The 26,207-nt window shown below is 51.5% G+C and carries 27 protein-coding genes and 1 riboswitch; of the genes, 7 read left to right on the forward strand and 20 right to left on the reverse strand.

All coding sequences use genetic code 11. From position 1 onward, the window contains the following. Window positions 1-43: 43 nt before the first annotated feature. From dusC to J1C60_RS11950, 3 genes are all read right to left on the reverse strand, one after another. Complete coding sequence (gene dusC / locus J1C60_RS11940; RefSeq protein WP_128177870.1) at window positions 44-979, reverse strand: tRNA dihydrouridine(16) synthase DusC; 936 nt, start codon at window positions 977-979, stop codon at window positions 44-46. 135 nt (window positions 980-1,114) lie between these two features. Further along, complete coding sequence (gene rhlE, locus J1C60_RS11945; protein WP_128177871.1) at window positions 1,115-2,500, reverse strand: ATP-dependent RNA helicase RhlE; 1,386 nt, start codon at window positions 2,498-2,500, stop codon at window positions 1,115-1,117. Window positions 2,501-2,715: 215 nt separating this feature from the next. Beyond that, complete coding sequence (locus J1C60_RS11950) at window positions 2,716-3,432, reverse strand: response regulator transcription factor (RefSeq protein WP_128177872.1); 717 nt, start codon at window positions 3,430-3,432, stop codon at window positions 2,716-2,718. 301 nt (window positions 3,433-3,733) lie between these two features. On the opposite strand from J1C60_RS11950, the gene J1C60_RS11955 reads away from it, so the two are divergent. Beyond that, a complete protein-coding gene (locus tag J1C60_RS11955) occupies window positions 3,734-4,573 on the forward strand; it encodes an Hpt domain-containing protein (protein WP_128177874.1) in 840 nt (279 codons plus the stop codon). 24 nt (window positions 4,574-4,597) lie between these two features. Here the strand turns inward: J1C60_RS11955 and J1C60_RS11960 are convergent, their stop codons facing one another. The 5 genes from J1C60_RS11960 to J1C60_RS11980 all read right to left on the reverse strand — a co-directional run bounded on the left by J1C60_RS11960 (window position 4,598) and on the right by J1C60_RS11980 (window position 7,579). Next, window positions 4,598-5,368, reverse strand: a complete 771-nt coding sequence (locus J1C60_RS11960; protein WP_128177876.1) for an anti-sigma factor family protein — start codon at window positions 5,366-5,368, stop codon at window positions 4,598-4,600. Then, on the reverse strand, window positions 5,365-5,823 hold the full coding sequence (locus J1C60_RS11965) for an RNA polymerase sigma factor (RefSeq protein ID WP_220485617.1): 459 nt from the start codon (window positions 5,821-5,823) through the stop codon (window positions 5,365-5,367). Before J1C60_RS11965 ends, J1C60_RS11960 begins: the two co-directional genes overlap by 4 nt. A 113-nt stretch (window positions 5,824-5,936) precedes the next feature. After that, the gene (locus tag J1C60_RS11970; protein WP_128177878.1) at window positions 5,937-6,467 is read right to left on the reverse strand and encodes a tetratricopeptide repeat protein; all 531 of its coding nucleotides are present in this window, start codon (window positions 6,465-6,467) and stop codon (window positions 5,937-5,939) included. A 38-nt stretch (window positions 6,468-6,505) separates the two neighbouring features. Next, window positions 6,506-7,057, reverse strand: coding sequence for a cytochrome b (locus tag J1C60_RS11975; RefSeq protein ID WP_128177880.1), 552 nt, complete (start codon window positions 7,055-7,057; stop codon window positions 6,506-6,508). 129 nt (window positions 7,058-7,186) lie between these two features. Beyond that, window positions 7,187-7,579 carry a YbhQ family protein gene (locus J1C60_RS11980; protein WP_128177882.1) on the reverse strand — a complete coding sequence of 131 codons (393 nt, stop codon included), beginning with the start codon at window positions 7,577-7,579 and terminating at the stop codon, window positions 7,187-7,189. A gap of 183 nt (window positions 7,580-7,762) precedes the next feature. On the opposite strand from J1C60_RS11980, the gene J1C60_RS11985 reads away from it, so the two are divergent. The 3 genes from J1C60_RS11985 to J1C60_RS11995 are packed head-to-tail and all read left to right on the forward strand — an operon-like array spanning window position 7,763 to window position 10,733. Beyond that, window positions 7,763-8,524, forward strand: a complete 762-nt coding sequence (locus tag J1C60_RS11985) for an endonuclease/exonuclease/phosphatase family protein (RefSeq protein WP_128177884.1) — start codon at window positions 7,763-7,765, stop codon at window positions 8,522-8,524. After that, the gene (clsB, locus tag J1C60_RS11990; protein WP_128177886.1) at window positions 8,521-9,765 is read left to right on the forward strand and encodes a cardiolipin synthase ClsB; all 1,245 of its coding nucleotides are present in this window, start codon (window positions 8,521-8,523) and stop codon (window positions 9,763-9,765) included. The genes J1C60_RS11985 and clsB overlap by 4 nt, the downstream gene beginning before the upstream one ends. Further along, a complete protein-coding gene (locus tag J1C60_RS11995; RefSeq protein WP_128177888.1) occupies window positions 9,765-10,733 on the forward strand; it encodes a lysylphosphatidylglycerol synthase domain-containing protein in 969 nt (322 codons plus the stop codon). Before clsB ends, J1C60_RS11995 begins: the two co-directional genes overlap by 1 nt. 184 nt (window positions 10,734-10,917) lie before the next feature. Here J1C60_RS11995 and J1C60_RS12000 read toward each other — a convergent pair whose 3' ends face one another. The 7 genes from J1C60_RS12000 to moaA form a co-directional block, all read right to left on the reverse strand. After that, window positions 10,918-11,628: a Bax inhibitor-1/YccA family protein gene (locus J1C60_RS12000; protein WP_128177890.1), complete on the reverse strand. Its 711-nt coding sequence runs from the start codon at window positions 11,626-11,628 to the stop codon at window positions 10,918-10,920. A gap of 141 nt (window positions 11,629-11,769) precedes the next feature. After that, window positions 11,770-12,861 carry a DUF1615 family protein gene (locus J1C60_RS12005; protein ID WP_128177892.1) on the reverse strand — a complete coding sequence of 364 codons (1,092 nt, stop codon included), beginning with the start codon at window positions 12,859-12,861 and terminating at the stop codon, window positions 11,770-11,772. Window positions 12,862-12,991: 130 nt separating this feature from the next. Further along, a complete protein-coding gene (moaE, locus tag J1C60_RS12010; RefSeq protein ID WP_128177894.1) occupies window positions 12,992-13,444 on the reverse strand; it encodes a molybdopterin synthase catalytic subunit MoaE in 453 nt (150 codons plus the stop codon). A 1-nt stretch (window position 13,445) separates the two neighbouring features. Next, a complete protein-coding gene (moaD, locus tag J1C60_RS12015; protein WP_128177896.1) occupies window positions 13,446-13,691 on the reverse strand; it encodes a molybdopterin synthase sulfur carrier subunit in 246 nt (81 codons plus the stop codon). Further along, window positions 13,684-14,169: a cyclic pyranopterin monophosphate synthase MoaC gene (moaC, locus tag J1C60_RS12020; RefSeq protein ID WP_128177898.1), complete on the reverse strand. Its 486-nt coding sequence runs from the start codon at window positions 14,167-14,169 to the stop codon at window positions 13,684-13,686. The genes moaD and moaC overlap by 8 nt, the downstream gene beginning before the upstream one ends. 3 nt (window positions 14,170-14,172) lie before the next feature. Beyond that, on the reverse strand, window positions 14,173-14,688 hold the full coding sequence (moaB, locus tag J1C60_RS12025; protein WP_128177900.1) for a molybdenum cofactor biosynthesis protein B: 516 nt from the start codon (window positions 14,686-14,688) through the stop codon (window positions 14,173-14,175). A gap of 18 nt (window positions 14,689-14,706) precedes the next feature. Continuing rightward, window positions 14,707-15,696 (reverse strand): GTP 3',8-cyclase MoaA, encoded by a 990-nt coding sequence (moaA, locus tag J1C60_RS12030; protein ID WP_164877292.1) that lies wholly within the window; start codon window positions 15,694-15,696, stop codon window positions 14,707-14,709. After that, a riboswitch (molybdenum cofactor riboswitch) is annotated at window positions 15,683-15,815 on the reverse strand. Its footprint overlaps the gene before it by 14 nt. Before the next feature lie 387 nt (window positions 15,816-16,202). On the opposite strand from moaA, the gene yvcK reads away from it, so the two are divergent. After that, window positions 16,203-17,111 (forward strand): uridine diphosphate-N-acetylglucosamine-binding protein YvcK, encoded by a 909-nt coding sequence (yvcK, locus tag J1C60_RS12035; RefSeq protein WP_128177904.1) that lies wholly within the window; start codon window positions 16,203-16,205, stop codon window positions 17,109-17,111. 280 nt (window positions 17,112-17,391) lie between these two features. On the opposite strand, the gene uvrB is transcribed toward yvcK, so the two are convergent. After that, window positions 17,392-19,416 (reverse strand): excinuclease ABC subunit UvrB, encoded by a 2,025-nt coding sequence (gene uvrB / locus J1C60_RS12040; protein ID WP_128177906.1) that lies wholly within the window; start codon window positions 19,414-19,416, stop codon window positions 17,392-17,394. Between the two features lie 1,014 nt (window positions 19,417-20,430). Between uvrB and J1C60_RS12045 the strand changes: the two genes are divergently transcribed. Continuing rightward, window positions 20,431-21,144 carry an ATP-binding cassette domain-containing protein gene (locus J1C60_RS12045; RefSeq protein ID WP_128177908.1) on the forward strand — a complete coding sequence of 238 codons (714 nt, stop codon included), beginning with the start codon at window positions 20,431-20,433 and terminating at the stop codon, window positions 21,142-21,144. 39 nt (window positions 21,145-21,183) lie between these two features. Here the strand turns inward: J1C60_RS12045 and bioD are convergent, their stop codons facing one another. Genes bioD through bioB form a run of 4 tightly spaced genes read right to left on the reverse strand, consistent with a single transcriptional unit; the run spans window position 21,184 to window position 24,801 of the window. Beyond that, on the reverse strand, window positions 21,184-21,882 hold the full coding sequence (gene bioD, locus J1C60_RS12050; protein WP_182611414.1) for a dethiobiotin synthase: 699 nt from the start codon (window positions 21,880-21,882) through the stop codon (window positions 21,184-21,186). Then, on the reverse strand, window positions 21,879-22,634 hold the full coding sequence (bioC, locus tag J1C60_RS12055; RefSeq protein WP_128177910.1) for a malonyl-ACP O-methyltransferase BioC: 756 nt from the start codon (window positions 22,632-22,634) through the stop codon (window positions 21,879-21,881). The genes bioD and bioC overlap by 4 nt, the downstream gene beginning before the upstream one ends. Beyond that, window positions 22,615-23,769 carry an 8-amino-7-oxononanoate synthase gene (gene bioF, locus J1C60_RS12060; RefSeq protein WP_128177912.1) on the reverse strand — a complete coding sequence of 385 codons (1,155 nt, stop codon included), beginning with the start codon at window positions 23,767-23,769 and terminating at the stop codon, window positions 22,615-22,617. Before bioF ends, bioC begins: the two co-directional genes overlap by 20 nt. Then, window positions 23,770-24,801, reverse strand: coding sequence for a biotin synthase BioB (gene bioB, locus J1C60_RS12065; RefSeq protein WP_128177914.1), 1,032 nt, complete (start codon window positions 24,799-24,801; stop codon window positions 23,770-23,772). 88 nt (window positions 24,802-24,889) lie between these two features. On the opposite strand from bioB, the gene bioA reads away from it, so the two are divergent. Then, window positions 24,890-26,182: an adenosylmethionine--8-amino-7-oxononanoate transaminase gene (bioA, locus tag J1C60_RS12070; RefSeq protein WP_128177916.1), complete on the forward strand. Its 1,293-nt coding sequence runs from the start codon at window positions 24,890-24,892 to the stop codon at window positions 26,180-26,182. The last annotated feature ends 25 nt before the right edge of the window (window positions 26,183-26,207 follow it).

The raw sequence follows: 26,207 nt of genomic DNA on the forward strand, positions 1-26,207 counted from the left end.
ATTTATCTCACATAATATACCCTTAGCCTGCTAAGAGGTCCCGTTAAGTTTGATGGGAAATAACGTCAGCGATTTCACGTGATGTTTTCAGAGTGCGTACCTGGCTGAACAGCTCACTGGCCTCAGAGTACTCTTTACGCAAGTATCCCAACCATTGCTTAATACGCGCGACATGATACAGACCGGTATCCCCCTGCTTTTCTAACTGCACATATTTTTGCAGTAATTTCACCACGTCGGCCCAAATCATACGCGGTTCTTGATATTTGATGACCCGACTGAGATTTGGCACATTAAGCGCGCCTCGCCCAATCATGACCGCATCGCAGCCGGTAACTGCCAGACAATCTTGGGCACTTTGCCAGTCCCATATCTCACCGTTGGCAATCACCGGGATTGATAAGCGCTTGCGGATTTCACCAATTGCTTCCCAGTTAATACGCTCGGCTTTATAACCATCTTCTTTGGTTCGGCCGTGCACTACTAATTCGGTAGCACCCGCCTGCTGTACCGCATCCGCAATTTCGAACTGGCGATGACCGGAATCCCAACCAAGTCGGATCTTTACCGTTACCGGCAGTGCCTTCGGCACGGCTTCTCGCATCGCTTTCGCGCCACGGTAAATCAGCTCCGGATCTTTAAGTAGCATTGCGCCGCCACCGCTGCCATTCACCAGTTTTGAAGGGCAGCCGCAGTTGAGATCTACACCCCATGATCCAAGCGACACGGCACGCGCTGCATTTTCCGCTAACCATTCAGGATATTGACCAAGCAGTTGCAACCGAACCCGCGTACCTGAAGGCGTACGGCTGGCGTGATGTAATTCAGGACAGAGGCGATAGAACGATTTTTCTGGCAAGAGCTGATCCACCACCCGCAGAAACTCAGTGATACAGAGATCATAGTCATTTACCTCCGTCAGCAGTTCACGTACCAGCGAATCGAGAACGCCTTCCATCGGTGCCAGTAAAACCCGCATGTTTTATCACCTATAAAAATCGACGCGCAAGTTTACGGGTTTTCGCTGTAATGTGGAACAGAAGCAGCAAAACCCGAAGCAAGAAATGCAAAAGGCCAGCATCTCTGCTGGCCTTTGACGCTAACGCGATAATCGTCAGCCGTTGTTCGATGGGGTCGAGCGGCGCTGACGCGTCACTTTGCGCGGTGCGCCCCCGCTACCCTCAGGCTTAGCGCCGCGTCCGGCAGCGGCTGGACGCCGCTGTCCATTACCCTGGCTACGCTCGCCGCTATTCTGGCTACGTTGCCCTCCCCCCTGGCTGCCATTCCGGCCGCGTCCGCCGCCGTTTGCACCGCCGCCACGCTGTTGGCGACCGTTTTGAATCGGTTCTGCTTTAATGCTCGGATCCGGCTCATAGCCGTCAATGGCAATACGGGGAATTTCACGCTTCAGCACGCGCTCGATATCGCGCAGGAGTTTATGTTCATCAACGCAGACCAGCGATAATGCTTCACCGGTTGCTGCCGCACGGCCGGTACGTCCGATACGGTGCACATAATCTTCCGGCACGTTAGGCAACTCATAGTTGACCACATGCGGTAACTCTTCGATATCCAGCCCACGAGCGGCAATATCGGTTGCCACCAGCACGCGAATGCCGCCTTCTTTAAAATCGCTCAGCGCACGGGTACGCGCGCCCTGGCTTTTGTTACCGTGGATCGCGGCAGCAGTTATGCCATCTTTATTCAACTGCTCTGCCAGGTGATTAGCGCCGTGTTTAGTACGGGTAAAGACCAGTACCTGCTGCCAGTTGTCACGCCCGATCAGGAATGACAACAGCTCACGCTTACGCTTTTTATCCACCATGTGGACATGCTGTGTGACCTGCTCTGAGGCAGTATTACGGCGTGCAACTTCGACCTGTTCAGGATTGGTCAGCAGCTTTTCGGCCAGCGCTTTGATTTCATCAGAGAACGTCGCGGAGAACAGCAGGTTCTGACGCTTCACGGGCAGCTTCGCCAGTACGCGGCGGATATCATGGATAAAGCCCATATCAAGCATCCGGTCGGCTTCGTCAAGCACTAAAACTTCAACCTGAGAGAGATCGACCGCATTTTGGTGTTCCAGATCGAGTAATCGACCCGGCGTCGCCACCAGAATATCCACGCCACCGCGCAGTTTCATCATCTGTGGATTAATGCTCACGCCGCCGAAAACCACCAGCGAACGGATATTTAAATATTTACTGTAATCCTGAACGTTTTCACCGACCTGTGCAGCCAATTCCCGCGTTGGCGTCAGGATTAAAGCACGCACCGGGCGACGCCCTTTCGGGTGTGGATTACTGCTGCTTAAGCGTTGCAGTAATGGCAACGTAAAACCGGCGGTTTTACCGGTACCGGTTTGCGCGCTGGCCATCAGGTCACGGCCGCTCAACACTACCGGGATAGCCTGCTGCTGGATAGGCGTAGGCTCACGATAGCCCTGCTCTTCAACCGCGCGCAAAATGTCGGCACTCAGGCCGAGAGAATCAAATGACATAAATTAGAATAACTCCGGATCCGCCTGACCGCATTCAGCGGTGTAGTTTCCAGGGGATGTCTTGACGCCAGGCGAACCTAACGTTTGAAAGGAGGCACAAACTACGGTGCGTAAGAGCAGGAGTGTAGCATTGAGTGCCGCAACACTCTAATTATTCCTGCTTTACTTTTGTAACTAAGCGCGTGATAAAATGTTCAATCGTTCAATTAGCACGGTCAAATCCGCTCCAGCACGGAGTCCCGATACTTAAACAGTTCCACATCGCTGCGAATACTCATTTTTTTCAGAGCAGACTGTTTTTGACCGCTGATCGTTTTACGGCTGCGTTTAAACTTCAGCGCAATTTCTCCCACGCTCATCCCATCAAGAAAACAGCGGATAACCTCGGATTCTCGTGCGGTAAGCTGTATCGACAGGCTGATTTCACATTTGTCATTGTCTGTATCCGGCGTGGCAGTCTGCATTTCAGCATGGTGCATGGTTTCCAGATCTGATTTTTTCAGCGACAGTTCCCAAATAATACCCTCAGAAAGGTAGTATTTATCCATCGCAATGATGCGAATAGCCTTCACCAGTTCCGCCGGATCACGACTTTTACCAATGAACCCACGGATCCCAGCCATGAGCGCCATTTTGATCACCGCACGGCTCTCTACGGAGGACATCAAAAGGATTTTTAGCCATGGAAAACGATTTCGTAGAATGCGAATCAGCGCGAGACCATCAATTTCACCCTCCTCAAGCATGTAATCCAGGAGCAGGACGTCTACGCGCTCGCCTTTTAACAACGCAATAAGTTGGTGCGAATGGCCGAAACTGCCAATCAGTTTGAAATCTCTTTCTTCTTTTAAGCATGACTCAAGGCCCCGACGTACAATGGGGTGGTCATCCAGTAGTGCAATACGAATCTGAAAATGTGAAGTCCTTGTCATGATATTTTCCTTGCTATGACAGATAAAGCGTATCCTGGGATCATTCTCCTCATCCCACCACTGCATTATAATGTTATTCACACAATAAAATTGACTGAAATAAAAAAACTACACCAACATTGCTGGCATGGTTGTACAAAAGAAAGGGAATAACCGTAAATGTTACTCTGCCGGATAACATCGGCAGCGACGTTACGCATAGAGACAAGAACGGATAAAAATGATGATATGGATATCGCTCGCACTGATTTTTTTATTGACTATGGGGTTACTTTATCGCCGTTTCCGAACAGGTTCCGGGATGACGCCCACATGCCCTTCCGCCGTTACCCAACGGGTTTGCCTGATCCCACAGTTTGAAGCATGGCTGGCAGATCTCCGGCCACTCGCGGATGAGAAAAATATTACTGTGACGCTCGAGTGTGATCTCCTCTTCGAAGAGATTGAGATCAACGCAGAAGTGCTGCATCAGATTACTCAAGAGCTATTACAGAATGTTCTTGCTGCAATGCCATCTGGCAGCCTGGATGTATTGCTTTACCAGGTTGCCGCACGGCCTGTTAAAGAGACCATCACGCTGGCCCTGGAAATCACCGATAGCGGGCCTCCCTGGATTGCCAAAGCGGCTTCCGCGTGCATCGCGCGTACGGTGTCTCGCTGCGAGCCGCTGGCCAGGCGTATGGGCGGGACAGTCCGGGGCGAAAAAGGATCGGCGCACAGTATATCTATTGGTGTTTATCTGCCGGCACACCCCTTTATATTGCCGGCACCTGATGTTGCCAAAGCGACTGAGACCACAATCCAAAGCCTTGGCGACTTACTGCTTGAAAAGGATCCCGAGGCATTCCTGCATCTAAGCCAAACCATTATCACCAGCAACCACACCGATGCACTGCAGATCAGGCGGGCAGTGGCGGAGAAAAACCGTGAAGCGCTGGCTCAGCTAGCACATCGTCAGATAGGCGGGGCCCGAATTATGGACGCCGGGTTACTCGAACAGGCTTGCCTGAATCTGCAATCCGCCGTGAAAACAGCAGTGCCAGACTGGCAACAGATAGCGCATGAAGCGGCTGATGTAGAAAAACAGATGCATTGTCTGGCCCGAAAACTTGACCAGCAAGCAGAGAAATTACGTCAGTAGCCTGCGAGTTTCCTCTTGCAAGTATTAGCTGTCCATCATCTGCCTGGCCAACTCATGCAGGGCCTGAGGCGTTTTATGGCCGATGAGCATGTAATTAAAGCCCTGCTGGCGCCAGTATGCCACGTTCATCCCGTAGCGAACTTCACTGTCCGGTTCGGTCACCTGTGCATTGTCCGCTCGGGTAATGCACAACGCCATTGGGCCGGTTTGTCGATCGAGATAAAGGATTTGTGCAATTGACTGGCGATCATACCCCAGCAGACGGACGCCCTTTAATTCACTCCCCGTAATAGCCAACTGCTGTGGTGAAAGATGCAGACCCAGTTTACTATTCGTGAACATCAGTTGCTTTTGCAATTCTGATGCCGACACATAACTTTCACTGAGCGTGTCACGGGTGTAGAGCGACATATATTGCGCCACCGAATTTCGCCAGTTGTCATCGTCATTTCCCGGCAGGAAGCGATCGGCGAAACGTCCAACCACACCCCCGACAGCCAGCGCTGCCACCGTAGCAGCCAGCAAACTCCGGCGGCTTACCCCTGGAGACAAGTGCGATGGCGTTGCACGCAATTTTTCACGTAGCATTTCTACTGGCGCATCATCAAGCATCGGTGCAAAAGCGGCGGCAAAATCCAGACTCGCCCGATCCAGTAAGGCCAATTGTTCGGCGGCTTCGGGGTCAACCTGTACACGTTTTTCTACTTGCTGTGCGACTTCAGGACTGAGTTCGCCATCAAGCCACGCCACCAAAACCTCATCAGAGAGTGGCATATCGATATTCCATTCTTTCATTGCAATCCCTCCCTCTTCCGCGTTGGCTGCGGGTCCGCGACATCTTTTGCCAGCGTACGCCGCGCATTCGCCAGGCGACTCATAATGGTACCAATCGGCACGGATAGCGTGTCGGCAGCTTCCTGGTAGGTAAATCCTTCTACATATACCAGGAACACCGCATTACGCTGCGCTTCAGGCAGTCGATTTACACGCAACATAATTTGCCGCGCCCAGAGATGGTCGGTCTCATCGTGATGCCCCGTTTCATCCGGCGAAAGCTCAACATCATCAATGCGTTGCTGCTGCATAAAATGTTGTGAACGAACATGATTAATCCAGATGGAATGGAGGATCGAAAAAAGCCAGCGGTCGAGATGACTGCCGGCCATAAACTGCGCGCTTTTTTCAATCGCCCTGACACAGGTCATCTGTACCAGATCGTCCGCAATATCACGCTTATGCGAGAGCACCATGGCATAACGCCATAGCCGCGCAAGGTATTGATCAAGCTCGGCGCGTATATCGACAATGGTAATAGGTAACACTCCTTCGGAAATCGAACCGGGCGTGACCTATCGGTGCCCGGTCAGGCTTCAGGATGTCCGGCAATAGCAGCGGAGAGATCGCGATATTCCTCACACTCTGTGCCGCACAAGTTTTTAATGATGCTTAATTGCTGCTGCGCCATCTCCGGCTGTTTCTTGATCATATAAGCTTCACCGAGATATTCACGCACTTTGGCATAATGTGGGTCAAGCGCAATCGATTTCTGATAATAGCCAATCCCCTCATCGGTACGTCCCAGTTTGCGTGTCGCATATCCGCGATAGTTCCAGGCCTTGGCGGTATCCGGCTGTTCCAGCTGATCGAGCACCTGCAATGCTTCTGCATAACGGCCTGATTTCGCCAACGCATAAGCATAATCAGTACGATCGTTATCATCAATCATACTGCTCTTATCTACCATACAGGTTTTGGTTTTCTTATCATAAATTTGCCCTTTCGGGCAGGTCGGCGACATATCACTATCGTCACCCATCGCGTGGGCAAAACCAGTCATTAACAGCGCGGTTAATGCCATCAGACGTAAAGCATTTATAAGGTATCGAATTTTCATTACATCTACTCCGAATTGACAGGTTAATTAAAGAAAGTCTACTTCAGACGCGGGATCATTCTCCTCAGCGTTCCATCGCGCAGTAGGTAGTGGTGCGCGAGTGCGGCAACCGCATGCCCACCAGCGAGAATGATGATGATCCAGGCATTATCAAAGTGCAGAGTGGCAAGCATACGTCGGGTCAGCAGGGTAAACTGCAGCAGATCGGGGATGGTAAAAAGGTCAAAGAAGCTGAGCGGCTCTTCCTGTGCCCAACGCAACAGAAAACCCAGCGCTACCTGCGCCAGAATCAGTAAATAGAGCAAACCGTGGGTAGCTTTCGCGACAATGTGCATTTTTCGCGATGTGCTGGCTGCAGGCAGACGGCGTCCTTTAGTCAGACGCCATATTAGCCTGCCAACAATCAACAAGGCTAACACGATGCCCGCCGAAACATGCAGCGACTGCAATAAATGACGAACCGGCGTACCACGCGGCAGAAAGGACCAAACCTGATAGCTGACGAACAGGAAAATAACAATAAAAGCGGTAAACCAATGCAGGGTAATCGTTAGGGGATCGTAGGTATTAGCAGGTTGGGTATTGCGCATGGTCGGTTCTCATTTCAGGTTTGATAATGAGTTAACAGCGCAGTCGTCAATTTATTCAGGTCGTTTTGATATAAGAAAAGTTTTTTTATATTAAAAAGGAGCCATTTCAGGCTCCTTTTATGTTCCCGCTTAGCTGCGTTTTTTCTGCGGCGCGTGCCGTGGCTCTTTTGCCATTAGCGATAACAGCGCTGGCCCAACCAGCATTACAATGCCAGTACACCCCACTAACAGGTTGTTGTGGATCACGCGTGATAACAAGAACAGAACTAACATCGCGGCACCAAAATAATAAGTTGTGGAAACATCTTCAAGGAAGTCTCCCACATTACGCAACCGCGCAATACGCTGCGTCAGCAGCATGGCAATAAATACCGCACCATACATCGCAAGCATGATAGCACTGACCTGGATTAATGATTGATGCTTCCATCCCCAAACCAGCGCAGCGATAAGCAACAGATGGAGGGTAATATGTACGCAGGTTTGTCCAGTGACAATCTGAATACGGTTCGACCATTTCATCTTTTTCTCCTGGCAGACTCAATCGCGGAGCCGCCCAAGCTATAACCGACAATCGTCGGTTACTCGTTCCTCAGACTAACGTAATTTTCGGATAATGCCGCAAATTACCGCTCATATCGGCACTCTTTTGTGACAAAGACTACACTTTGTCCTTAATGGTCCGAAAAGGAGAGCGCGCACAGTATGCCACAAAAAGCGCAAATTTTTTCATTTAAAGTCCTGACGATAAACACACATAAGGGTTTTACCGCTTTAAACCGCCGTTTCATCCTGCCCGAATTACGGGACGCGGTGCGGGCAACCTCGGCCGATATTGTTTTACTACAAGAGGTGATGGGAGTGCATGAAACGCATCCATTGCGCGTTGAGAACTGGCCTGATACGCCTCATTACGAATTTCTCGCCGATACCATGTGGAACGATTATGCTTATGGCCGTAACGCGGTTTATCCGGAGGGACATCATGGCAATGCAGTACTTTCACGCTTCCCTATTATCGCGTATGAAAATCGTGATATTTCAGTCGAAGGCACCGAAAAACGCGGCATGCTGCACTGTAAACTGCGCGTACCGGGGCGCGACATTATTCTGCACGTGATCTGCGTTCATCTTGGCCTGCGCGAGGCTCATCGCTCCGCGCAGTTGGCGATGCTGTGCGAGCTGATCCATGCGCTTCCTGCCGATTCACCTGTCGTGGTTGCCGGCGATTTTAATGACTGGCAACAACGCGCTAACGATATTCTAAAAAAAGGGGCCGGACTTGAAGAAGTGTTTAGCCGCAAAACGGGTAAACCGGCTCGTACCTTCCCTGCCCGCTTCCCCGTTCTCCGTCTTGATCGCATTTACGTACGTAATGCTGGTATCAGCCATCCCTATGCCCTCCCGCTGAAACCCTGGTCACACCTGTCCGATCATGCACCGCTCGCGGTGGAGATTCATTTATGAATATGGAATGGCGGGAAGGCAACCGCATCCGCTTACTGGAAAATGGTGAAGAGTTTTTCCCCCGTGTCTATGGTGCGATACGCCGTGCGCAGCGAAACTTGCTACTGGAGACCTTCATCCTGTTTGAGGATGAAGTAGGTAACGCGCTACACGCGGTGCTGCTGGAAGCCGCCGGTCGCGGCGTTAAAATTGAAATGATGGTTGACGGCTATGGTTCTCCTGACTTATCCGACGATTATGTGCATAGCCTGACCTCTGCCGGCGTACGTTTTCTTTATTACGATCCGCGTCCGCTGATATTTGGCATGCGTACTAATGTTTTCCGTCGTCTGCACCGAAAAATTGTGGTGGCTGACGATGAAATCGCCTTTGTGGGTGGCATCAACTTTTCCGATGAACATAACAGCAGCTACGGCCCCCATGCCAAACAGGACTATGCGGTGGAAGTGAAGGGGCCCATCGTTGAGGATATTTCCCGCTATGTGCAGCAGGCATTAGGAAGCGAGCAGGTAACGCGCCGCTGGTGGGGAGGCCGCTCACCCCGCCTGGCGCATAACGTCAGGCCTGGCGATGCACAGGCATTATTCGTTTACCGTGATAATGATGAACATCGTGACGATATTGAGCAACATTATATCGATATGTTACGAAACGCTGAACACAGCGTAATTATCGCGAATGCCTATTTTTTCCCGGGCTACCGGCTGCTGCGTGAAATGCGTCATGCTGCACAACGTGGCGTCAACATGAAGCTAATCGTACAGGGCGAGCCGGATATGCCGATCGCCAAAGTAGGAGCTGAACTGCTCTATAACTATCTTGTTGATGCAGGCGTAGAGATCTACGAATATACGCGCCGTCCTTTACACGGGAAGATCGCAGTTAAAGATGAGCAGTGGGCTACCGTTGGGTCCAGTAATCTGGATCCGCTGAGTCTGTCACTAAATCTTGAAGCCAACTTAATCATTCACGACCACAAATTTAATCAACAGCTACGCAATAACCTCGAGCGCTTGATCGCGCAAGATTGTCAGCGCGTCAATGGAGACTTGCTCCCCAAGCGTACCTGGTGGCAATTAACCAAAAGCGTGATCGTCTTTCATTTTCTGCGCCATTTTCCCGCTATAGCCGGCTGGTTACCTGCCCATACGCCAAAACTGACACTGGTTGAGCCACCGGTACAGCCCGAAATGGAAACGCAGGATCGCGTCGACACCGACAATCCGGGAGCAAAATCCTAATGTCAAAAACACATCCGCAATGGAAAACCGCGAAAAGGGTCCTGACCTGGCTATTTTTTATCGCCGTTATCGTGCTGCTGGTGGTGTATGCAAAAAAAGTTGACTGGTCCGATGTTTACAGCGTCATTATCCACTATAACCGCACGGCCATTCTGAGTGCCGTCGCGTTGGTGGTAGTGAGCTACATGACCTACGGGGTTTACGATCTGATCGGTCGCGCCTACTGCGGGCATAAACTGGCAAAACGGCAGGTAATGATGGTTTCTTTTATCTGCTATGCCTTTAACCTTACGCTCAGCACTTGGGTAGGCGGCGTCGCCATGCGCTACCGGCTCTATTCGCGTTTGGGCCTGTCAGGCAGCACTATCACGCGGATCTTTTCGCTCAGCATTGCTACCAACTGGCTGGGTTATATTTTACTGGCTGGCGTGGTGTTCAGCGCGGGGATGGTGCCGATCCCACGCGGCTGGTTTATTGGCGAAGGCACACTGAAGATTATCGGTAGCGTCCTGCTGGCCAGTGTAGTGGCTTACCTCGCGCTTTGTGCTTTTTCAAAACGCCGCCGCTGGACCATAAAGGGGCAGAAACTGGCTTTACCATCATTGGGAATGGCGCTGTTTCAATTCGCCGTTTCCTGCGCGAACTGGATGGTTATGGGCACAATTATTTGGCTGCTCCTCGCGCAGCAAGTGGATTATCCCATCGTGCTTGGTGTGCTACTGATTAGTAGCATTGCTGGCGTGATTATCCATATTCCTGCCGGAATTGGCGTGCTGGAAGCCGTTTTTCTTGCCTTACTGAGTGGCCAACACGCTTCACATGGAACGATTATCGCAGCGTTGCTCGCCTATCGCGTACTCTATTTTATTGCACCGCTGTTGCTGGCCCTGGTGCTCTATTTATGGCTGGAAGGGCGAGCCAGCGCCCTGCGCGAAAAAAATGCGCTGCAACAGCGCAATAGTGACTAAATTTGCTTACGCGCAGCGGCCAGGGTGGTTGCTGCAGCCTGGCTGAATGAGGTTTAACGAATGTTTCGCTCGCCAGCAGAGTTGCGGCTGAATCTGCTTTCGCGTAGGCGGACGACAAGGGCCGATTAGCGTCGGCCCTTGTTGTGCGGAGGATGAACGGAACAGCCTGCCAGGCTAAGGCAAATTAACGGCGGTTGCCAAAAATCCGCAGCAACATCAGGAACAGGTTGATGAAATCAAGGTATAAGGTCAACGCGCCCATAATCGAAAAGCGACGCATATTCTCTTTATCATCGGGATTAATTCCTTCGCCGATGTTTTTCAGCTTTTGCGTGTCATATGCCGTCAGCCCCACAAATACCACAACGCCAATATAGGTTATGGCCCACATTAATGCCGGACTTTTCAGCCAAATGTTTACCAGCGATGCCAGCACAATCCCTATCAATCCCATAAACAGCATACTACCCATACCACTGAGATCGCGTTTGGTGGTGTAACCCCAGAAGCTCATCGCCCCAAACATCCCGGCAGTAATAAAGAAGGTGCTGGCAATGGATGAATACGTGTAAACGAGGAAAATACTGGCCATGGTTAAGCCCGTTAGCGCCGAATAGAGCATAAACAACCCGGTCGCTACCGCACCACTCAGTTTGTGTACCATCGCTGACAGTGCAACGACCAGTCCGAGTTGTACGATGATCAATCCAAAAAATGTAATGCGATTAGAGAAAACCATCTCCATTACCGCCGGTGTGTTGGCGGCATACCAGGAGACAAAGGCGGTTAACAGCAAGCCGCAGGTCATCCAACCATACACCTGCGCCATATAAGTTTGCAGCCCAGCACGGGCGTGCTGGACAACAGAATCGGTAGAACGGGGATATCGATCCATGATGCGCTCCTTAGCGTGAATTAAAATAGACGATGATCAGTTTGGCACAGTTCCGGTCACTTATGCTATCCGTGCAGTTTAACAATTCATTTCCTTACTCACATTACCACGACGTTATTACACGCCTGCGCCGCGGTAGAATCAGCGTGCCATACAGGCCTGGTAACGTTCATTTACCCGCTGAGCAAACCACGCGGTTGTCAGATTACGGGTTATCTTAGGGCTTTCAAGTTTTATGCCCGGTAGCATTTCGCGCGTAACACGTTTACCCGCCATTTTATCCGCCTGAGTGAAAACCTGCTGGTACAGCTCGGTTTTCTCAAATGCCAGCGAATCGCCTTTTTCCAGGGCACGGCGGATAGCGCGATCGCTGATATCCAGACGTTTGCTTAACGTACGCACTGCCAGCTCGGTCGCGCCAGCGTGATCTGAACCATAAATAATTAAATCGCCATCCAGCGCCAGTTGCACACCACTGAGGCGTGAAATTGCAGCCTGGAATGCTGCATTACGGCTGGCATACCTGCCAGCATTGAAATCAGCAAAGCGGTATAATGGTTGTGAATAATTCGCCGGGTAGCCTAATAAATGCATCGTACCGAAATAAATCCCTCCACGCCGGCTAAACACCTCGCGACGAATCGACCCGTCGATCGGCCAGGGGTAGCCGCTGGCATGCGCTTCAGCGAAGGCAATACTGACCTGCATCGGACCACCGGTATGGATAGGATTCAAATTGCCAAAAAGCGTTTGTCCCATTGGCACCATATCAATGAAATCGTCAAAAATAGCGCTTAACTCTTTCTCGGTTCTGACATTATCAAGCCGGTCAGCATACCGTTTACCATCAGGCGATTTAATCAGCAATGCGGTACGGACCAAAAACGCTGGGATATGCAATGTTGCCGCGCGTCGGTTGATTTCACTCCAGGCTATTTTAGGTAATCCTGGCACGGCAGAGTCGGCGCTAAAAGTCGATTCTTGATCGGTAACCGCGATCACTGAACAGATATGACTCTTACTGGGCTCAATGTTCTGGGTACGAAAAGCCGTATCCATATCCGCCGCCCAGGCCGATTTATTGCTGACCTTCGTCGGTATCAGTTTCACAATTTGCGCTTTGACCGTTTCCGGATTGCTCGGTGGAGTGTTGTTCCGTTGCTCACTGCTACATCCAGCCAAAATAAGCAGCGTCAGCAGGGAAAAGTGACGCAGAGGAGAAAGTGATGGCATACATGTCCTTGCTTTTGCTTATTATCAACACCTTAACCAGGCGATCGGCGGAGATCCATCAATTATTATATTGGGGTTTAGCGCAGTGATGGACCGCTTCACAACGGAAATCCATCTCCATCGGTAATGATTATTCCCAGCGCGCAGCGGCCTGTTTATCGCTATCGCGGGAATCAACCCAACGATCGCCCTGCGGTGTGGCTTCACGCTTCCAGAACGGTGCCCGCGTTTTCAGGTAATCCATGATAAATTCGGCAGCGGCAAAGGCCGTACTGCGATGAGCTCCCGTCACGCCAACCATTACGATTTCATCCCCCGGAAACAGCTCCCCGATGCGATGAATGACCGTGACGCGCTGTAACGGCCAACGCTGACGCGCTGCTTCAACAATATCCGTCAACGCTTTTTCCGTCATGCCAGGGTAGTGTTCCAGCGTTAATGCCGAGACATTATCACCCAGGTTATGATTTCTCACTTTGCCGGTAAAAGTCACCACCGCGCCATCTTCATCGCAGGCTGCCAGCCATTGATACTCTTCACCCATGCTGAACTTTTCATGGCCAACGCGAATCCGAGTCTCCATGCTAACCTCCGGTGACCGGCGGGAAAAAAGCGACTTCATCGCCATCCGTCAGTGGGTGATGCGGTGGTACCAGTGTCTGATTCACAGCCGATAGCAATTTGCCGGATTCCAGCGCCAGCGCCCAGCGTTCGCCTCGTTCGATTAACATCAGGCGCAAGGCTTCCACGCTATCGACACCAGCCTCGACGTTCAGCCTGTCCACTCCCACCAGTTCGCGTACCTGCGCAAAAAACAGTACGTTAATCATATTTCACCGCCTGAAAGTCTCCTGATTTGCCGCCGCTTTTACTTAACAGGCGCACGTTTTCAATCACAATGTCCTTTTGTACGGCTTTGCACATATCATAAATCGTTAACGCTGCAACCGATGCGGCGGTCAATGCTTCCATTTCGACACCGGTTTTACCGGTTAAACAGCAACGGGATTCAATACGTACCCGGTGATGCTCCGGCTCAGCCGTCAGTATGATTTCTACCTTGCTTAGCATCAGCGGATGGCACAATGGGATCAGTTCCCATGTACGCTTAGCGGCCTGAATACCAGCAATGCGCGCGGTTGCAAAAACATCGCCTTTGTGGTGGCTACCTTCCAGAATCATTCGAAGCGTATCTGGATGCATCACCACCCAAGCTTCCGCTCGCGCTTCACGCAGAGTTTCCATCTTGGCAGAAACATCCACCATGTGCGCCTCACCAGAGGCATTGATATGGGTTAATTGCGACATAGTCTATGGTTTCTTTACATGCGAGATGAAATTACAAGGACGAGTGCGCGCATCAAGCTGATCGATAATGATACGTTCCCAGGCGCTCTGGCAGGCACCGGTAGAACCCGGCATCGCAAAAATCAGCGTCTGGTTCGCCATACCCGCAACCGCCCGCGACTGGAGGGTCGCACTGCCGATCTCTTCGTAAGAGATCATTCGAAACAGCTCGCCAAAACCCTCGATTTCACGATCGAATAGCGGTAGCAACGCTTCAGGCGTACTGTTTTTGTTATTAAATCCGGTACCGCCATTGATCAAAATAACCTGCACATCGTCACTGGCGATCCAACTCGATACCGCTGCACGAATACGGTAGCGATCGTCTTTAACGATTGCGCTATCGACCACCTGATGTCCGGCGGCGATAACCGCCTCACGTAAATAATCGCCAGAGCTGTCACTTGACGCATCGCGACTGTCCGATACTGTTAATACGGCGATAGCCGTAGAGATAAATTCTGAATCAGCTTTGCCCATGAATATGCTCCTGGCTGCTTAGCCACCGATATAGGAAAGGTTTTGCGTAACGCCGGTATTCCCCTGATGCAAGAAATGCGTCTGCTTTTTGGTCGCAAGGCTGGCGGTAATTCGCGCCTGAAGCTCCTGTTGCTGATCGTCTGCCGCCAGCAGATCGCGCAGGGCAATCCCACCTTCACCAAACAGACAAAGATGCAGATTTCCCGTTGCGGATACCCGCAGGCGATTACAACTGGCGCAGAAATCTTTTTCGTAGGGCATGATCAGACCGATCTCTCCCAGATAATCAGGATGGTGAAATACCTGAGCCGGACCATCGCTACGTTCGCGCGACCGGCACTGCCAACCTTCAGCGATCAAACGTTCGCGGATCACTTCTCCCGAAATATGGTGCTGCCGAAATAGCGCTCCACCGTCGCCGGTTTCCATTAATTCAATAAAACGCAGTTGAATCGGGCGTGGGCGTATCCATTCAAGGAACGTATCAAGACTATTATGGTTAAGGTTACGCATCAGTACCGTGTTCACTTTCACTTGCGTAAAACCCGCGGTAAACGCGGCATCAATACCGCGCATAACCTGATAAAATTTGTCCTGACCCGTGATGGCGTGAAACTGACGAGCATCAAGGCTATCAATACTGACGTTCAGTCCGGTAAGACCCGCAGCACGCCATGCTGCAACATCGCGCTCAAGACGGTAACCATTGGTCGTGACGGCGAGTTGACGGATGGCAGGGTTTGCACGCACCGTGCCGATGATATCGATAAAATCGCGACGTAGAGACGGCTCTCCGCCGGTTAGGCGCACTTTCTCCGTACCGGAGGCTGCAAAGGCACGGGTGACTCGTCCGATTTCATCAAGTGAAAGGAAGCTTTTGTTGGTTACCCCCTGCGGCTGGTAACCATCAGGCAGGCAATACGTGCAACGAAAATTGCACACATCAGTGATCGACAAGCGCAAGTAATAAAACTCGCGAGCGAAGCTATCTGTAAATTGTGGCACCAGCACACCTTCCAAATACGGGAGATACAGTCATTTCTTCCTGTACCCTGGCAGCGCGAAGGCTGCGGCCAGCACACCTTGTCATAAAGAGTTAGGTATAAAGGCTTGAGTGTCATTTGCAGCTTATTCTGCAAACTTGGTAACTACGGATTTTAGCGCTAATCACACAACGATGCCAGAATATGATTTCGTTGTATATATTGATATATAACGTATTTTCACCGCATTTTCGCTACAGGATAAGGTAAAATCGCTAAATTAATTTGACCCAAGTCAGGCCCCCGTCTGATTCACCCTTTGGCGATAAATGACGAATATGAGAATTTATATAACAATTACCGTCTGAGCCCTCTGATTTTCAGCCCTGACAGGAAAAATCTGCCGGTCACGCGGTGGGCGCACTCGTCATCGTTAAGGTTTCAGGGCAACGTTTAGAGCACACACGATGCACATCATAAGTTTGATGCTGACGGGCCGAAATGGCGCCCCGACAGCAAATAAGGAGAAATATGCGTAACCGCACGTTGGCCGATCTGGATCGCGTTGTTGCCCTTGGTGGTGGACACGGATTAGGACGCGTTATGTCTGCATTATCACCCTTGGGCTCGAGACTGACGGGGATCGTCACCACAACCGATAACGGTGGTTCAACCGGTCGAATCCGTCGTTCCGAGGGGGGGATCGCATGGGGCGATATGCGTAACTGCCTTAATCAATTGATCACCGAGCCTAGCGTTGCATCGGCCATGTTTGAATATCGTTTCAGTGGCAACGGTGAGCTCTCCGGGCATAATCTGGGAAATTTAATGCTAAAAGCGCTCGACCATTTGAGCGTTCGCCCGGTTGAAGCCATTAACCTGATCCGTAATCTTTTGAAAGTTGATGCTTTTTTAATTCCAATGTCGGAACAGCCGGTTGATTTGGTGGCGATGGATATCGAAGGTCATGTTATTTATGGGGAAACTGATATCGATCAAATGAAAGTGCCGCCTCATGAATTAATGCTTTCACCCGCGGTTAATGCTACCCGTGAGGCCGTGGAAGCCATTGGCGAAGCGGATCTGATCCTGATCGGACCCGGGAGTTTTTATACCAGTTTGATGCCAATACTCCTGATGAATGAGATGACTCAGGCACTACGTCGTACACCCGCAACGATGGTTTTTATCGGCAATCTGGGGCGCGAACTCAGCCCGGCAGCGGCCGGAATGACATTGTCTGACAAGCTTACTATGATGGAAAAATATATTGGGAAGAAGGTGATTGATGCGGTCGTTGTCGGCCCACAGGTGGATGTTCATGGCGTGGAAGATCGCGTATTAATTCAGGAGCCGCTTGAAGCCGCGGATATTAAATATCGCCACGATCGTCAACTGCTGCGTATTGCGCTGGAACATGCTATCCAGGCGATTAGCTGATTAATGCCATTTCAAGCGTTTTAGCTGTCAGCTGACTTAAGGATGAACCCGCAGGGCCGGTGGTCGCCTCAGTCAGGCTGACGGCCTAATGCCAACGGCGTTCCGTTCATCCTTCGAATGTTCCTGGAAAGGCGACGTCAAATTCAAAAGAAATCGGTCGTGAGGCGTGGTGAACGTCGTCCACCAGCACAGCACGAAAGCAGAAGATATTTGCCAGCCTTCTGGCAAGTGAAACATTCGCTAAACCTGTGAGGCCGTCAACTCACAACCGCTCTTGCACCTATGAAGCTGCAATAAACAGTTCTCTCGCCTCGTGTAAACGGTCACGTACCGCAGCGGCTTCTTCAAACTCCAGATTCTGTGCATGCTTCTGCATCTGCGCTTCCAGTTCGTGGATTTTCTTCTGCAGTGCCTGCGGCGTGAGTGCCAGGTAATTTGCATCGCTCTCTGCTGCCTGGGTTGCCTTACCACGTCCGCGGGTTTTGTTGGTTTTGCCCGTCCCCTGCCCTATTTGCAGAATATCAGAAATCTTTTTATTCAGGCCCTGCGGTGTAATCCCATTCTCTTTATTGTACTGCTCCTGCTTCTCGCGGCGACGTTCGGTTTCACCGATCGCCTTCGCCATTGAGGCTGTGATCTTATCGCCGTAAAGAATCGCTTTACCATTAATGTTACGTGCGGCACGACCGATAGTCTGAATCAACGAGCGTTCAGAACGTAAAAAGCCTTCTTTATCTGCATCAAGTATCGCTACCAGCGATACTTCAGGCATATCAAGACCTTCACGCAAAAGGTTAATCCCCACCAGTACATCAAACTCACCCAGGCGCAAATCACGAATAATCTCAACCCGCTCAACGGTATCAATGTCGGAGTGCAAGTAGCGCACCCGTTCACCATGCTCTTCCAGATACTCGGTCAAATCTTCCGCCATGCGTTTGGTTAACGTCGTGACCAACACACGCTCGTTAATCGCTACGCGCTTACGGATTTCTGACAGCAGATCGTCAACCTGTGTCCCAACCGGCCGAACCTCAACGATCGGATCGAGCAGGCCTGTAGGACGAACCACCTGGTCAATAATATCGTCGCCTGATTTCTCCAACTCGTAATTGCCCGGTGTCGCCGAAACATAGATGGTTTGCGGGGCCAGCGCTTCAAATTCTTCAAACTTCATCGGGCGGTTATCTAACGCGGAAGGCAGCCGAAAACCATATTCGACCAGTGTCTCTTTGCGTGCCCGGTCGCCACGATACATGCCGCCAATTTGCGGGATAGTCACGTGCGACTCATCCACCACCAGCAGGCCATCAGCAGGGAGATAATCAAACAACGTGGGTGGCGCCTCCCCGGGCCCGCGTCCGGAGAGATAGCGTGAATAGTTTTCAATACCTGAGCAGTAGCCGAGTTCGTTCATCATCTCCAGATCAAACTGCGTCCGCTGCGTCAAACGTTGCTCTTCCAGCAGTTTATTATTATTGAGCAGCACGTTGCGGCGATCCGCCAACTCAATCTTGATATCTTCCATTGCCTGCAAAATACGTTCGCGCGGCGTCACATAGTGAGTTTTTGGATAGATGGTATAGCGCTGGACGACTTCCTGGACCTGTCCTGTTAGCGGATCGAAAAGAGACAAGCGCTCAACCTCTTCATCGAACAGCTCCACGCGCAGGGCAATTTCGTCAGATTCGGCCGGAAAAATATCAATTACCTCACCGCGCACACGGAAAGTACCACGCTGAAAAGCCTGATCGTTACGTGCATATTGCAATTCGGTCAGACGGCGAAGAATTGAGCGCTGATCGATAATCATACCGCGCGTTAAGTGCAGCATCATTTTCAGATAAAGATCGGGATCACCCAAACCATAAATGGCGGACACTGACGCCACCACCACCACATCCCGCCGCTCCAGCAGCGCCTTGGTCGCTGACAGGCGCATCTGCTCGATATGCTCGTTGACCGATGCATCCTTTTCAATAAAAGTGTCTGAACTCGGGACGTAGGCTTCCGGCTGGTAGTAATCGTAGTAAGAGACAAAATACTCAACTGCATTATCCGGAAAAAATTCCTTCATCTCCCCATAGAGCTGGGCCGCTAACGTTTTGTTCGGTGCCAACACCATCGTTGGGCGATTCAGATCGGCGATCACATTCGCCACGGTGAATGTTTTGCCTGAACCTGTAACCCCCAGCAGCGTTTGATGGGCAAGACCATCTTCCAGCCCTACTTCAAGACGTCGAATCGCCTCGGGCTGATCGCCTGACGGTTTAAATGCAGAGTTAAGTTTAAAGACTTTGCTCATTAATGGGCTACCTGATGAAGAAACGCGCGGACTGGCATGTAATTCTACTCCCCCTCCACGAATTTTCCAGTAAAACACACTGGATATAATGCCAGTTATTTTGCAGGCTGCATTAATCCAGGGCAAAAGCCTGAATAAATCGGTTTCAGGTTATCCCCAGAGGCTTTTTAAGCTTTAACGTTTGTCAATAGTTTTACTGCAAAAGCGGTGGCAGTAAAAAGCTGAAAAACGCGATGCTTGATTTTAACTAACCATTTGATTTTTATCACCATCACCCGTGAGATGAGTTTAGCGCCACTTCAAGCTAAAGCCGCGTCCTTACTCGCTTGCGACATGTTGTCATTATCTAATGCACAAGGTTATCCACAGGAATAGTGGATAACTGATTTCAGCGCCCGAAAAGACTGGTGTGTATAAATCGTCGCTGCGTAGCTTCTGCCGGGTGAAATATTTTTTTTTCGCTTTTTTTACGCTTACCTTATCGCCAAATTAGCAAAGCAATGCATAACTTATATCCCGCTCTCGGCCCCTTGTTCCCTCGCTCAAAGCGCTCAGGTATTCGCTAACCGCCATTAAACAGGTCATTTGCACCATAACGGCAAGTTATTGAGCACCATTGATGTGCGCATAAATTATACCTCGGGTGATTGTTTAACATTTCTGACCAATGTAATCAGAAAAACCCCGGTACTGACGGCAGTTGTGATGTATCAACAACCTGAAATCGATTCTGGCCTGCTAATTGCAACCCAATAGAATAGCCATTTTACGCTTTCAGTGTGCCCCGGCGTTACGTACGCAGCCTGGCGGCTATATCGGGGAATTCATGGGCGTTGTTCATATAGCGCAATGCGAAAGCAGGCGAGTTCGTTATCCGAAATCATTCGAGCGGCAGGATGTCGCTCTGCGTGTTAGTTCCCGAAGCTGGCACCGTAAAGTACCCCGCGCATGCACTGCACTGACCTGCTGCCTGTGATAACGGGGATATCAAAATTGTCTGAAGGAGAGTATCAGATGCTACGTTTACGTTCGGTTAATCAGTTTTATGGTCAGAACCATATTTTATGGAATGTGGATTTGGATCTGCCTCCCGGCACCTGTACCGGCGTGCTGGGCCGCCGTGGAATGGGTAAGACCACGCTGGTCAATTGTATTATGGGAAACTTACCTATCAATAGCGGCAGTATGACGTGGCAAGAGAATGGCTTACCACCGGAGAATCTGTTGCTACAACCGATGGAAAAGCGGGCGCGTTTTGGCATTGGTTATGTCCCCCAAGGCCGCCAGATTTTTTCCCAGCTTAGCGTGGAGGACAATTTACTGATTGCTCTACTTGCAGGGCAAAGCGAAAAACATCCCGCCATTCCATCAATGGTCTATGAACTGTTCCCTGCCCTTTATTCGCTGCGACATCAACGCAGTGGCGAGCTGCCGATCGATCAGCAACAGCAGCTGGCGCTGGCCCGTGCGTTGGTGCTCCAACCAAAGCTATTGATCCTTGATGAACCCACGGAGGGAATGGCCCCCTGGCTGGAGGAGGAAATGGGCAATTTGATTCATCGGCTCAACCACGATTTTGGTATGACGATTCTGCTACTGGAGCAGCGGCTTTCATTTATACGGCGGGTAGCGGATTACTTTTTACTGCTGCACCGAGGGCGCAATGTGGCCCAGGGAAAAGTGGCCCTGCTGGATGAAAGTATGGTGAATATGTGGCTGACGGTATAGATAACATACGGGCGGTGAACCATCCCGCCCGGCAGCTAATTATCGGTTAATAGCGGGCAGCATGGTGTCAGGAAGATGGATATAGTCCCCCACCTGCGCAAATGACTGCGCGTCAGTTAAATGTGGGATTTCACCTAAAAACGGCGCGTTAATACGCTGCCTGAGCGTGCTCAGATAGGCCTGATGACGCTTGCCTGCGGGCTGTATGCCGTTGGCAATCCAGCCTATCAGCGGCAACCCCGCTGTGGCGATGGCTTGCGCGGTCAGCATCGCGTGGTTGATACATCCCAGTTTTACGCCCACGACCAAAATGACCGGTAAATGTTCATGCTGCACCCAATCCGCAAAGGTCGCCTCTTCAGACAACGGCGTGAACCAACCGCCAGCGCCTTCAGTCAATACCCATTCAGCTTTGTCACTGATTGCCGCCAGCCCGGCAGAGAGGTCGCTCAGGTTAATCGGACGCTGCTCCTCAGCACTAACGATGTGGGGAGCCGTCGGCTCCGCAAATGCCAGCGGGTTTACTTCTTCATAACGTAAGGTAACCGAGCTGTAACGCTGCAACGCCAATGCATCCTCATTCCGTAACCCGTCAGGCGTTATCTCACATCCTGAAGCCACTGGCTTATACCCTGCCGTGCGATAACCGGCTTTAGCCGCGGCCTGCAATAGCGCGCTACTGGCAACGGTTTTTCCCACTTCAGTATCAGTCCCTGTTACAAAACAGCGCATTATCACAATGAAATCACTCCAAAGACTAAATGGTAACTTAGCCGGTAGCCATGCTCATCGCGTGACCAGGCTTTTTCCAGCTGCTGTAGACGCCAGCGCGTCATCAATCCACGACCACGCCCCTGGTGTAAGTGCGTCGCACCAATGCCTTTTAACGCCCGCATCGCCGACAGCACATCGGGATAGTGCAGCGTGAGCGTCTGCTGGGTCAGCTTTACCTGCTTATCAGCGCAGGCATCGGTAATCTGTGCCATGCTGAGAAACGAATTGACGTGAGGATTGCCATCCACCTGAAGCCAGGCATCGCTCACTTCCTGCAACGAGTGTGCCGACAGTGTTGAAAAGAGTACCTTGCCGCCCGAACGCGTCACGCGACACAGCTCATTCAGTGCGTGCTGCAGATCGTCACACCACTGTATCGCCAGGTTGCTCCAGCAGAGATCAACGCTATTATCCGGCAGCGGCAGCGCATCAATATCCCCCAACAGATAGCAGTTGGCCACGTGTCGAGTCTGTGCCTGCATTAACATTTCAGCTGAAATATCCAGCGCAGTGACATCGTGCCCCTGTTCAGTCCAGCGCTGGCTGAACCAGCCGGTACCACATCCCGCATCCAGTATCGTCTGTTCGCCAGCAAGCGATACCAGCGACATCAGATGGTCACCACAGCGCCGCTGTAAATTCGCATGGTGGTTATAGGTCTGCGCGGCCCGTCCAAATGCCCGCGCGACGGCGGCTTTATTGACTTTCTGCGGCATACAGCGTCTCCAGTAATGCATCAATATCCTGCTCGCTGTGCCGGGCAGTTAACGTAATCCGCAGCCGTGCTGTATCCGGTGGTACCGTCGGTGGACGTATTGCACTTACCCAACAGCCCGCCTGGCGTAAACGATCGGCCAGGTCCAGCGCCCGCACGTTGTCACCGACGATCAGCGGCTGTATAGCCGTTTCTGAATCCCCCAGCGTAAAAGACAAATGCCGCGCGCCGTAGCGAAACCGAGCAATGTTCGCAGCCAGTTGCTGCCGTAAATAATCGCCTTGCTGAATCTCAGTTAACGCGGCCTGTAGCGCGCAGGCTTGGGCTGGCGGCATGGCAGTGCTGTAGATAAGATGACGAGCACACTGCAACAAATAATCGGCAGTTTCCTCGTTACATAGCACCGCGGCACCGCTAACGCCAAATGCCTTACCAAACGTCACGACCAGTAACTCAGGTTTGATCTGCTGCTGCCAGCAACTACCACGTCCTTCCTCACCTATCACCCCGATACCGTGTGCGTCATCCACCATCAGCCAGCCTCCGGCGGCGGCGGAAATCTGATGCAATGCTACCAACGGCGCGCGATCTCCATCCATGCTAAATATCCCCTCCGTCACCACCAGCGTCTCTCCTGATACTGCTTGAGATAACAGGTTTTTCAAGCTCTGCGGGTGATTGTGCGTGAAGCGGCGCAGTTGTGCCGGGCAGTGGAGTGCGGCCTCTAACAGTGATGCGTGTGAAAGCTTATCTGCAACGATACGATCGTCACGTTGCGATAATGCGGCAACAACCGCCTGATTAGCGGCAAAACCGGAGATAAAGAGCAGCGCGCGTGAATAACCCAGCCAGTCTGCGAGGCGAGCTTCAAGCTGCGCATGCACATCACGATAACCTGTCACATGGCCCGATCCCCCGGAACCAACACCGTAACGTTCCGCGCCCTGTTGCCAGGCGCGGATCACCTGAGGATGGTGGCTGAGCCCCAGGTAATCATTACTGGAAAAGTTGCGATAGCGCCGGCCGCTTACTTCAATTTCACGCGCGTCGCTGTATTGGTTGACGATGCGTTTTCTCAGTTGTCCCTGCTGCTGACGCAGGTCCAGTGCCGCATCAATACGTTGTTGCCAGCTCATTTACAGCGCCGCGTTGTAGTACTTGTCAGTATCAGCATTGAGCAGTTGTCCAGCCAGCACCTGCTGCTGCTCATTATCTCCTGCGGCAGTAGTCGTGTGTTCCGGATTCAATCCAAGTTTACGGAACAGTTGCAGGTCGGTATCTTCTTCAGGGTTTGGCGTGGTCAGCAATTTACAGCCATAGAAAATAGAGTTCGCTCCCGCCATAAAACACATGGCCTGAGTTTGTTCACTCATTTGCTCGCGCCCGGCAGAAAGACGAACGTGAGATGATGGCATCATGATGCGTGCCACAGCGATGGTACGTATAAAATCGAAAGGATCGACATCATCGTTTTCTGCCAGCGGCGTGCCTTTTACTTTAACTAACATGTTGATTGGAACGCTTTCGGGCGGCGTTGGCAGGTTCGCCAGTTGGACCAGCAGCCCGGCACGGTCGGTTACCGTTTCACCCAATCCAACAATACCGCCAGAGCACACTTTGATCCCGGCATCGCGGACTTTGCCTAATGTATCCAGACGTTCCTGGTAGCTGCGGGTCGTGATGATGCTGCCGTAGAACTCCGGCGAGGTATCAAGGTTATGGTTATAGAAATCGAGCCCGGCATCGGCAAGGCGAGTGGCCTGGCTTTCATCCAGCGTACCCAGCGTCATGCAGGTTTCCATACCCATCGCTTTTACGCCTTTGACCATCTGCTCCAGGTAGGGTAAATCGCGATCGTGCGGATTTTTCCAGGCCGCGCCCATACAAAAACGGCTGGAACCCGCGGCCTTGGCCTTGCGCGCAGAAGCTAAGACCTCTTCCACTTCCATCAGACGTTCGGACTCCAGCCCGGTTTTGTAACGTGCGCTTTGTGGACAATATTTACAGTCTTCCGGACACGCGCCTGTTTTAATGGATAACAGCGTGCTAACTTGCACCTGCCGTGGATCAAAGTGCTGGCGATGCACCTGCTGTGCTTCAAACATCAGTTCGAGAAAAGGCTTATCAAACAGGGCCTGTGCCTGTGCGACTGTCCAACGGTTTGCCATTGCTTGCTCCAAAAAGTCTGTCGTTTTTAATCATTGCCTGGTTATACTCGTAAACTAAATCTTTTTAATTTGGTTTACAAGCACCGCTATGACGCCATCTGACCTGACTTTTGACCGTAACCATATCTGGCATCCTTATACTTCAATGACCGACCCGCTGCCCTGCTACCCCATTGTCAGCGCGCAGGGTACACAGCTGCAATTGGATGACGGACGCAAACTGATCGATGGAATGTCCTCATGGTGGGCGGCAATACATGGTTACAACCATCCGCGCCTGAATCAGGCAATGCACGCACAAATAGAACAGATGTCACACGTGATGTTTGGAGGGATTACTCATCCTGCTGCGGTCTCGCTCTGCCGTAAGCTGATTGCGATGACCGCGGAAAAACTGGAATGCGTTTTTCTGGCCGACTCGGGTTCGGTTGCTGTCGAAGTCTCCATGAAAATGGCACTGCAATACTGGCAGGCTCGCGGTGAAAAACGGCAGCAGTTTTTAACGCTGCGCCGTGGCTATCACGGTGATACGTTTGCAGCCATGTCAGTGTGCGACCCGACGAATTCAATGCACAGCCTGTACCAGGGCTATCTGCCCTCCCACCACTTTGCCGCAGCACCGCAATGTCGTTTCGGCGAAGAGTGGGACGAAAACGACGCCGACGACTTTGAACGATTGATCGCAGAACACCATTTATCATTGGCGGCAGTGATTCTCGAACCGGTGGTACAGGGCGCGGGCGGGATGCGTTTTTATCATCCACATTATTTGCAGCGCGTGCGTGAGCTCTGCGACCGCTATGATGTATTGTTGATTGCGGATGAAATTGCCACCGGTTTCGGTCGAACAGGCAAACTTTTTGCCTGTGAACACGCCGGGATCGCTCCGGATATTTTATGCGTAGGGAAAGCATTAACCGGCGGCACCATGACGCTGTCGGCAACCTTGACGACGCGTGCCGTGGCAGACACGATCAGCAACGGTGCCGCAGGCTGTTTTATGCACGGGCCAACCTTTATGGGGAATCCTCTCGCCTGTGCGGTGGCAACAGAAAGCCTGACAATACTGGAAGAGGGTAACTGGCAACAGCAGGTTTCCGCCATTGAACAACAATTACGCGCCGCGCTTCTCCCCTTACGGGCACATGCGGCCGTCGCCGATGCGCGCGTACTGGGGGCAATTGGCGTCATTGAATGTCACCGGGCAGTCAATATGGCAGCGATTCAGCACTATTTTGTTGAAAATGGCGTATGGATCCGACCGTTCGGCAAACTCATTTATCTGATGCCGCCGTACATCATTACTCCACGAGAATTGCAGCAGCTAACGGATACCATTCGTGACGCATTGGAGCACCCTCGGCTTTTTCAATCCTCGTAATGGCCTTACCGACAGGCGATCGTCC

This window comes from [Pantoea] beijingensis (assembly GCF_022647505.1).
GTDB lineage: Bacteria > Pseudomonadota > Gammaproteobacteria > Enterobacterales > Enterobacteriaceae > Erwinia > Erwinia beijingensis.

Excerpts from the sequence above, each read along its gene's own strand:
- J1C60_RS12045 (WP_128177908.1), top strand. The coding sequence starts at position 20,431 with ATGCTACGTTTACGTTCGGTTAATCAGTTTTATGGTCAGAACCATATT.
- moaE (WP_128177894.1), bottom strand. The coding sequence starts at position 13,444 with ATGGAGACTCGGATTCGCGTTGGCCATGAAAAGTTCAGCATGGGTGAA.
- clsB (WP_128177886.1), top strand. The coding sequence starts at position 8,521 with ATGAATATGGAATGGCGGGAAGGCAACCGCATCCGCTTACTGGAAAAT.
- moaD (WP_128177896.1), bottom strand. The coding sequence starts at position 13,691 with ATGATTAACGTACTGTTTTTTGCGCAGGTACGCGAACTGGTGGGAGTG.
- yvcK (WP_128177904.1), top strand. The coding sequence starts at position 16,203 with ATGCGTAACCGCACGTTGGCCGATCTGGATCGCGTTGTTGCCCTTGGT.
- J1C60_RS11965 (WP_220485617.1), bottom strand. The coding sequence starts at position 5,823 with ATGGTGCTCTCGCATAAGCGTGATATTGCGGACGATCTGGTACAGATG.
- dusC (WP_128177870.1), bottom strand. The coding sequence starts at position 979 with ATGCGGGTTTTACTGGCACCGATGGAAGGCGTTCTCGATTCGCTGGTA.
- J1C60_RS11975 (WP_128177880.1), bottom strand. The coding sequence starts at position 7,057 with ATGCGCAATACCCAACCTGCTAATACCTACGATCCCCTAACGATTACC.
- bioC (WP_128177910.1), bottom strand. The coding sequence starts at position 22,634 with ATGCCGCAGAAAGTCAATAAAGCCGCCGTCGCGCGGGCATTTGGACGG.
- moaC (WP_128177898.1), bottom strand. The coding sequence starts at position 14,169 with ATGTCGCAATTAACCCATATCAATGCCTCTGGTGAGGCGCACATGGTG.
- J1C60_RS11955 (WP_128177874.1), top strand. The coding sequence starts at position 3,734 with ATGACGCCCACATGCCCTTCCGCCGTTACCCAACGGGTTTGCCTGATC.
- bioA (WP_128177916.1), top strand. The coding sequence starts at position 24,890 with ATGACGCCATCTGACCTGACTTTTGACCGTAACCATATCTGGCATCCT.
- moaB (WP_128177900.1), bottom strand. The coding sequence starts at position 14,688 with ATGGGCAAAGCTGATTCAGAATTTATCTCTACGGCTATCGCCGTATTA.
- J1C60_RS12000 (WP_128177890.1), bottom strand. The coding sequence starts at position 11,628 with ATGGATCGATATCCCCGTTCTACCGATTCTGTTGTCCAGCACGCCCGT.
- J1C60_RS11995 (WP_128177888.1), top strand. The coding sequence starts at position 9,765 with ATGTCAAAAACACATCCGCAATGGAAAACCGCGAAAAGGGTCCTGACC.
- J1C60_RS12005 (WP_128177892.1), bottom strand. The coding sequence starts at position 12,861 with ATGCCATCACTTTCTCCTCTGCGTCACTTTTCCCTGCTGACGCTGCTT.
- uvrB (WP_128177906.1), bottom strand. The coding sequence starts at position 19,416 with ATGAGCAAAGTCTTTAAACTTAACTCTGCATTTAAACCGTCAGGCGAT.
- J1C60_RS11960 (WP_128177876.1), bottom strand. The coding sequence starts at position 5,368 with ATGAAAGAATGGAATATCGATATGCCACTCTCTGATGAGGTTTTGGTG.
- J1C60_RS11985 (WP_128177884.1), top strand. The coding sequence starts at position 7,763 with ATGCCACAAAAAGCGCAAATTTTTTCATTTAAAGTCCTGACGATAAAC.
- J1C60_RS11970 (WP_128177878.1), bottom strand. The coding sequence starts at position 6,467 with ATGAAAATTCGATACCTTATAAATGCTTTACGTCTGATGGCATTAACC.
- bioB (WP_128177914.1), bottom strand. The coding sequence starts at position 24,801 with ATGGCAAACCGTTGGACAGTCGCACAGGCACAGGCCCTGTTTGATAAG.
- rhlE (WP_128177871.1), bottom strand. The coding sequence starts at position 2,500 with ATGTCATTTGATTCTCTCGGCCTGAGTGCCGACATTTTGCGCGCGGTT.
- J1C60_RS11980 (WP_128177882.1), bottom strand. The coding sequence starts at position 7,579 with ATGAAATGGTCGAACCGTATTCAGATTGTCACTGGACAAACCTGCGTA.
- J1C60_RS11950 (WP_128177872.1), bottom strand. The coding sequence starts at position 3,432 with ATGACAAGGACTTCACATTTTCAGATTCGTATTGCACTACTGGATGAC.
- bioF (WP_128177912.1), bottom strand. The coding sequence starts at position 23,769 with ATGAGCTGGCAACAACGTATTGATGCGGCACTGGACCTGCGTCAGCAG.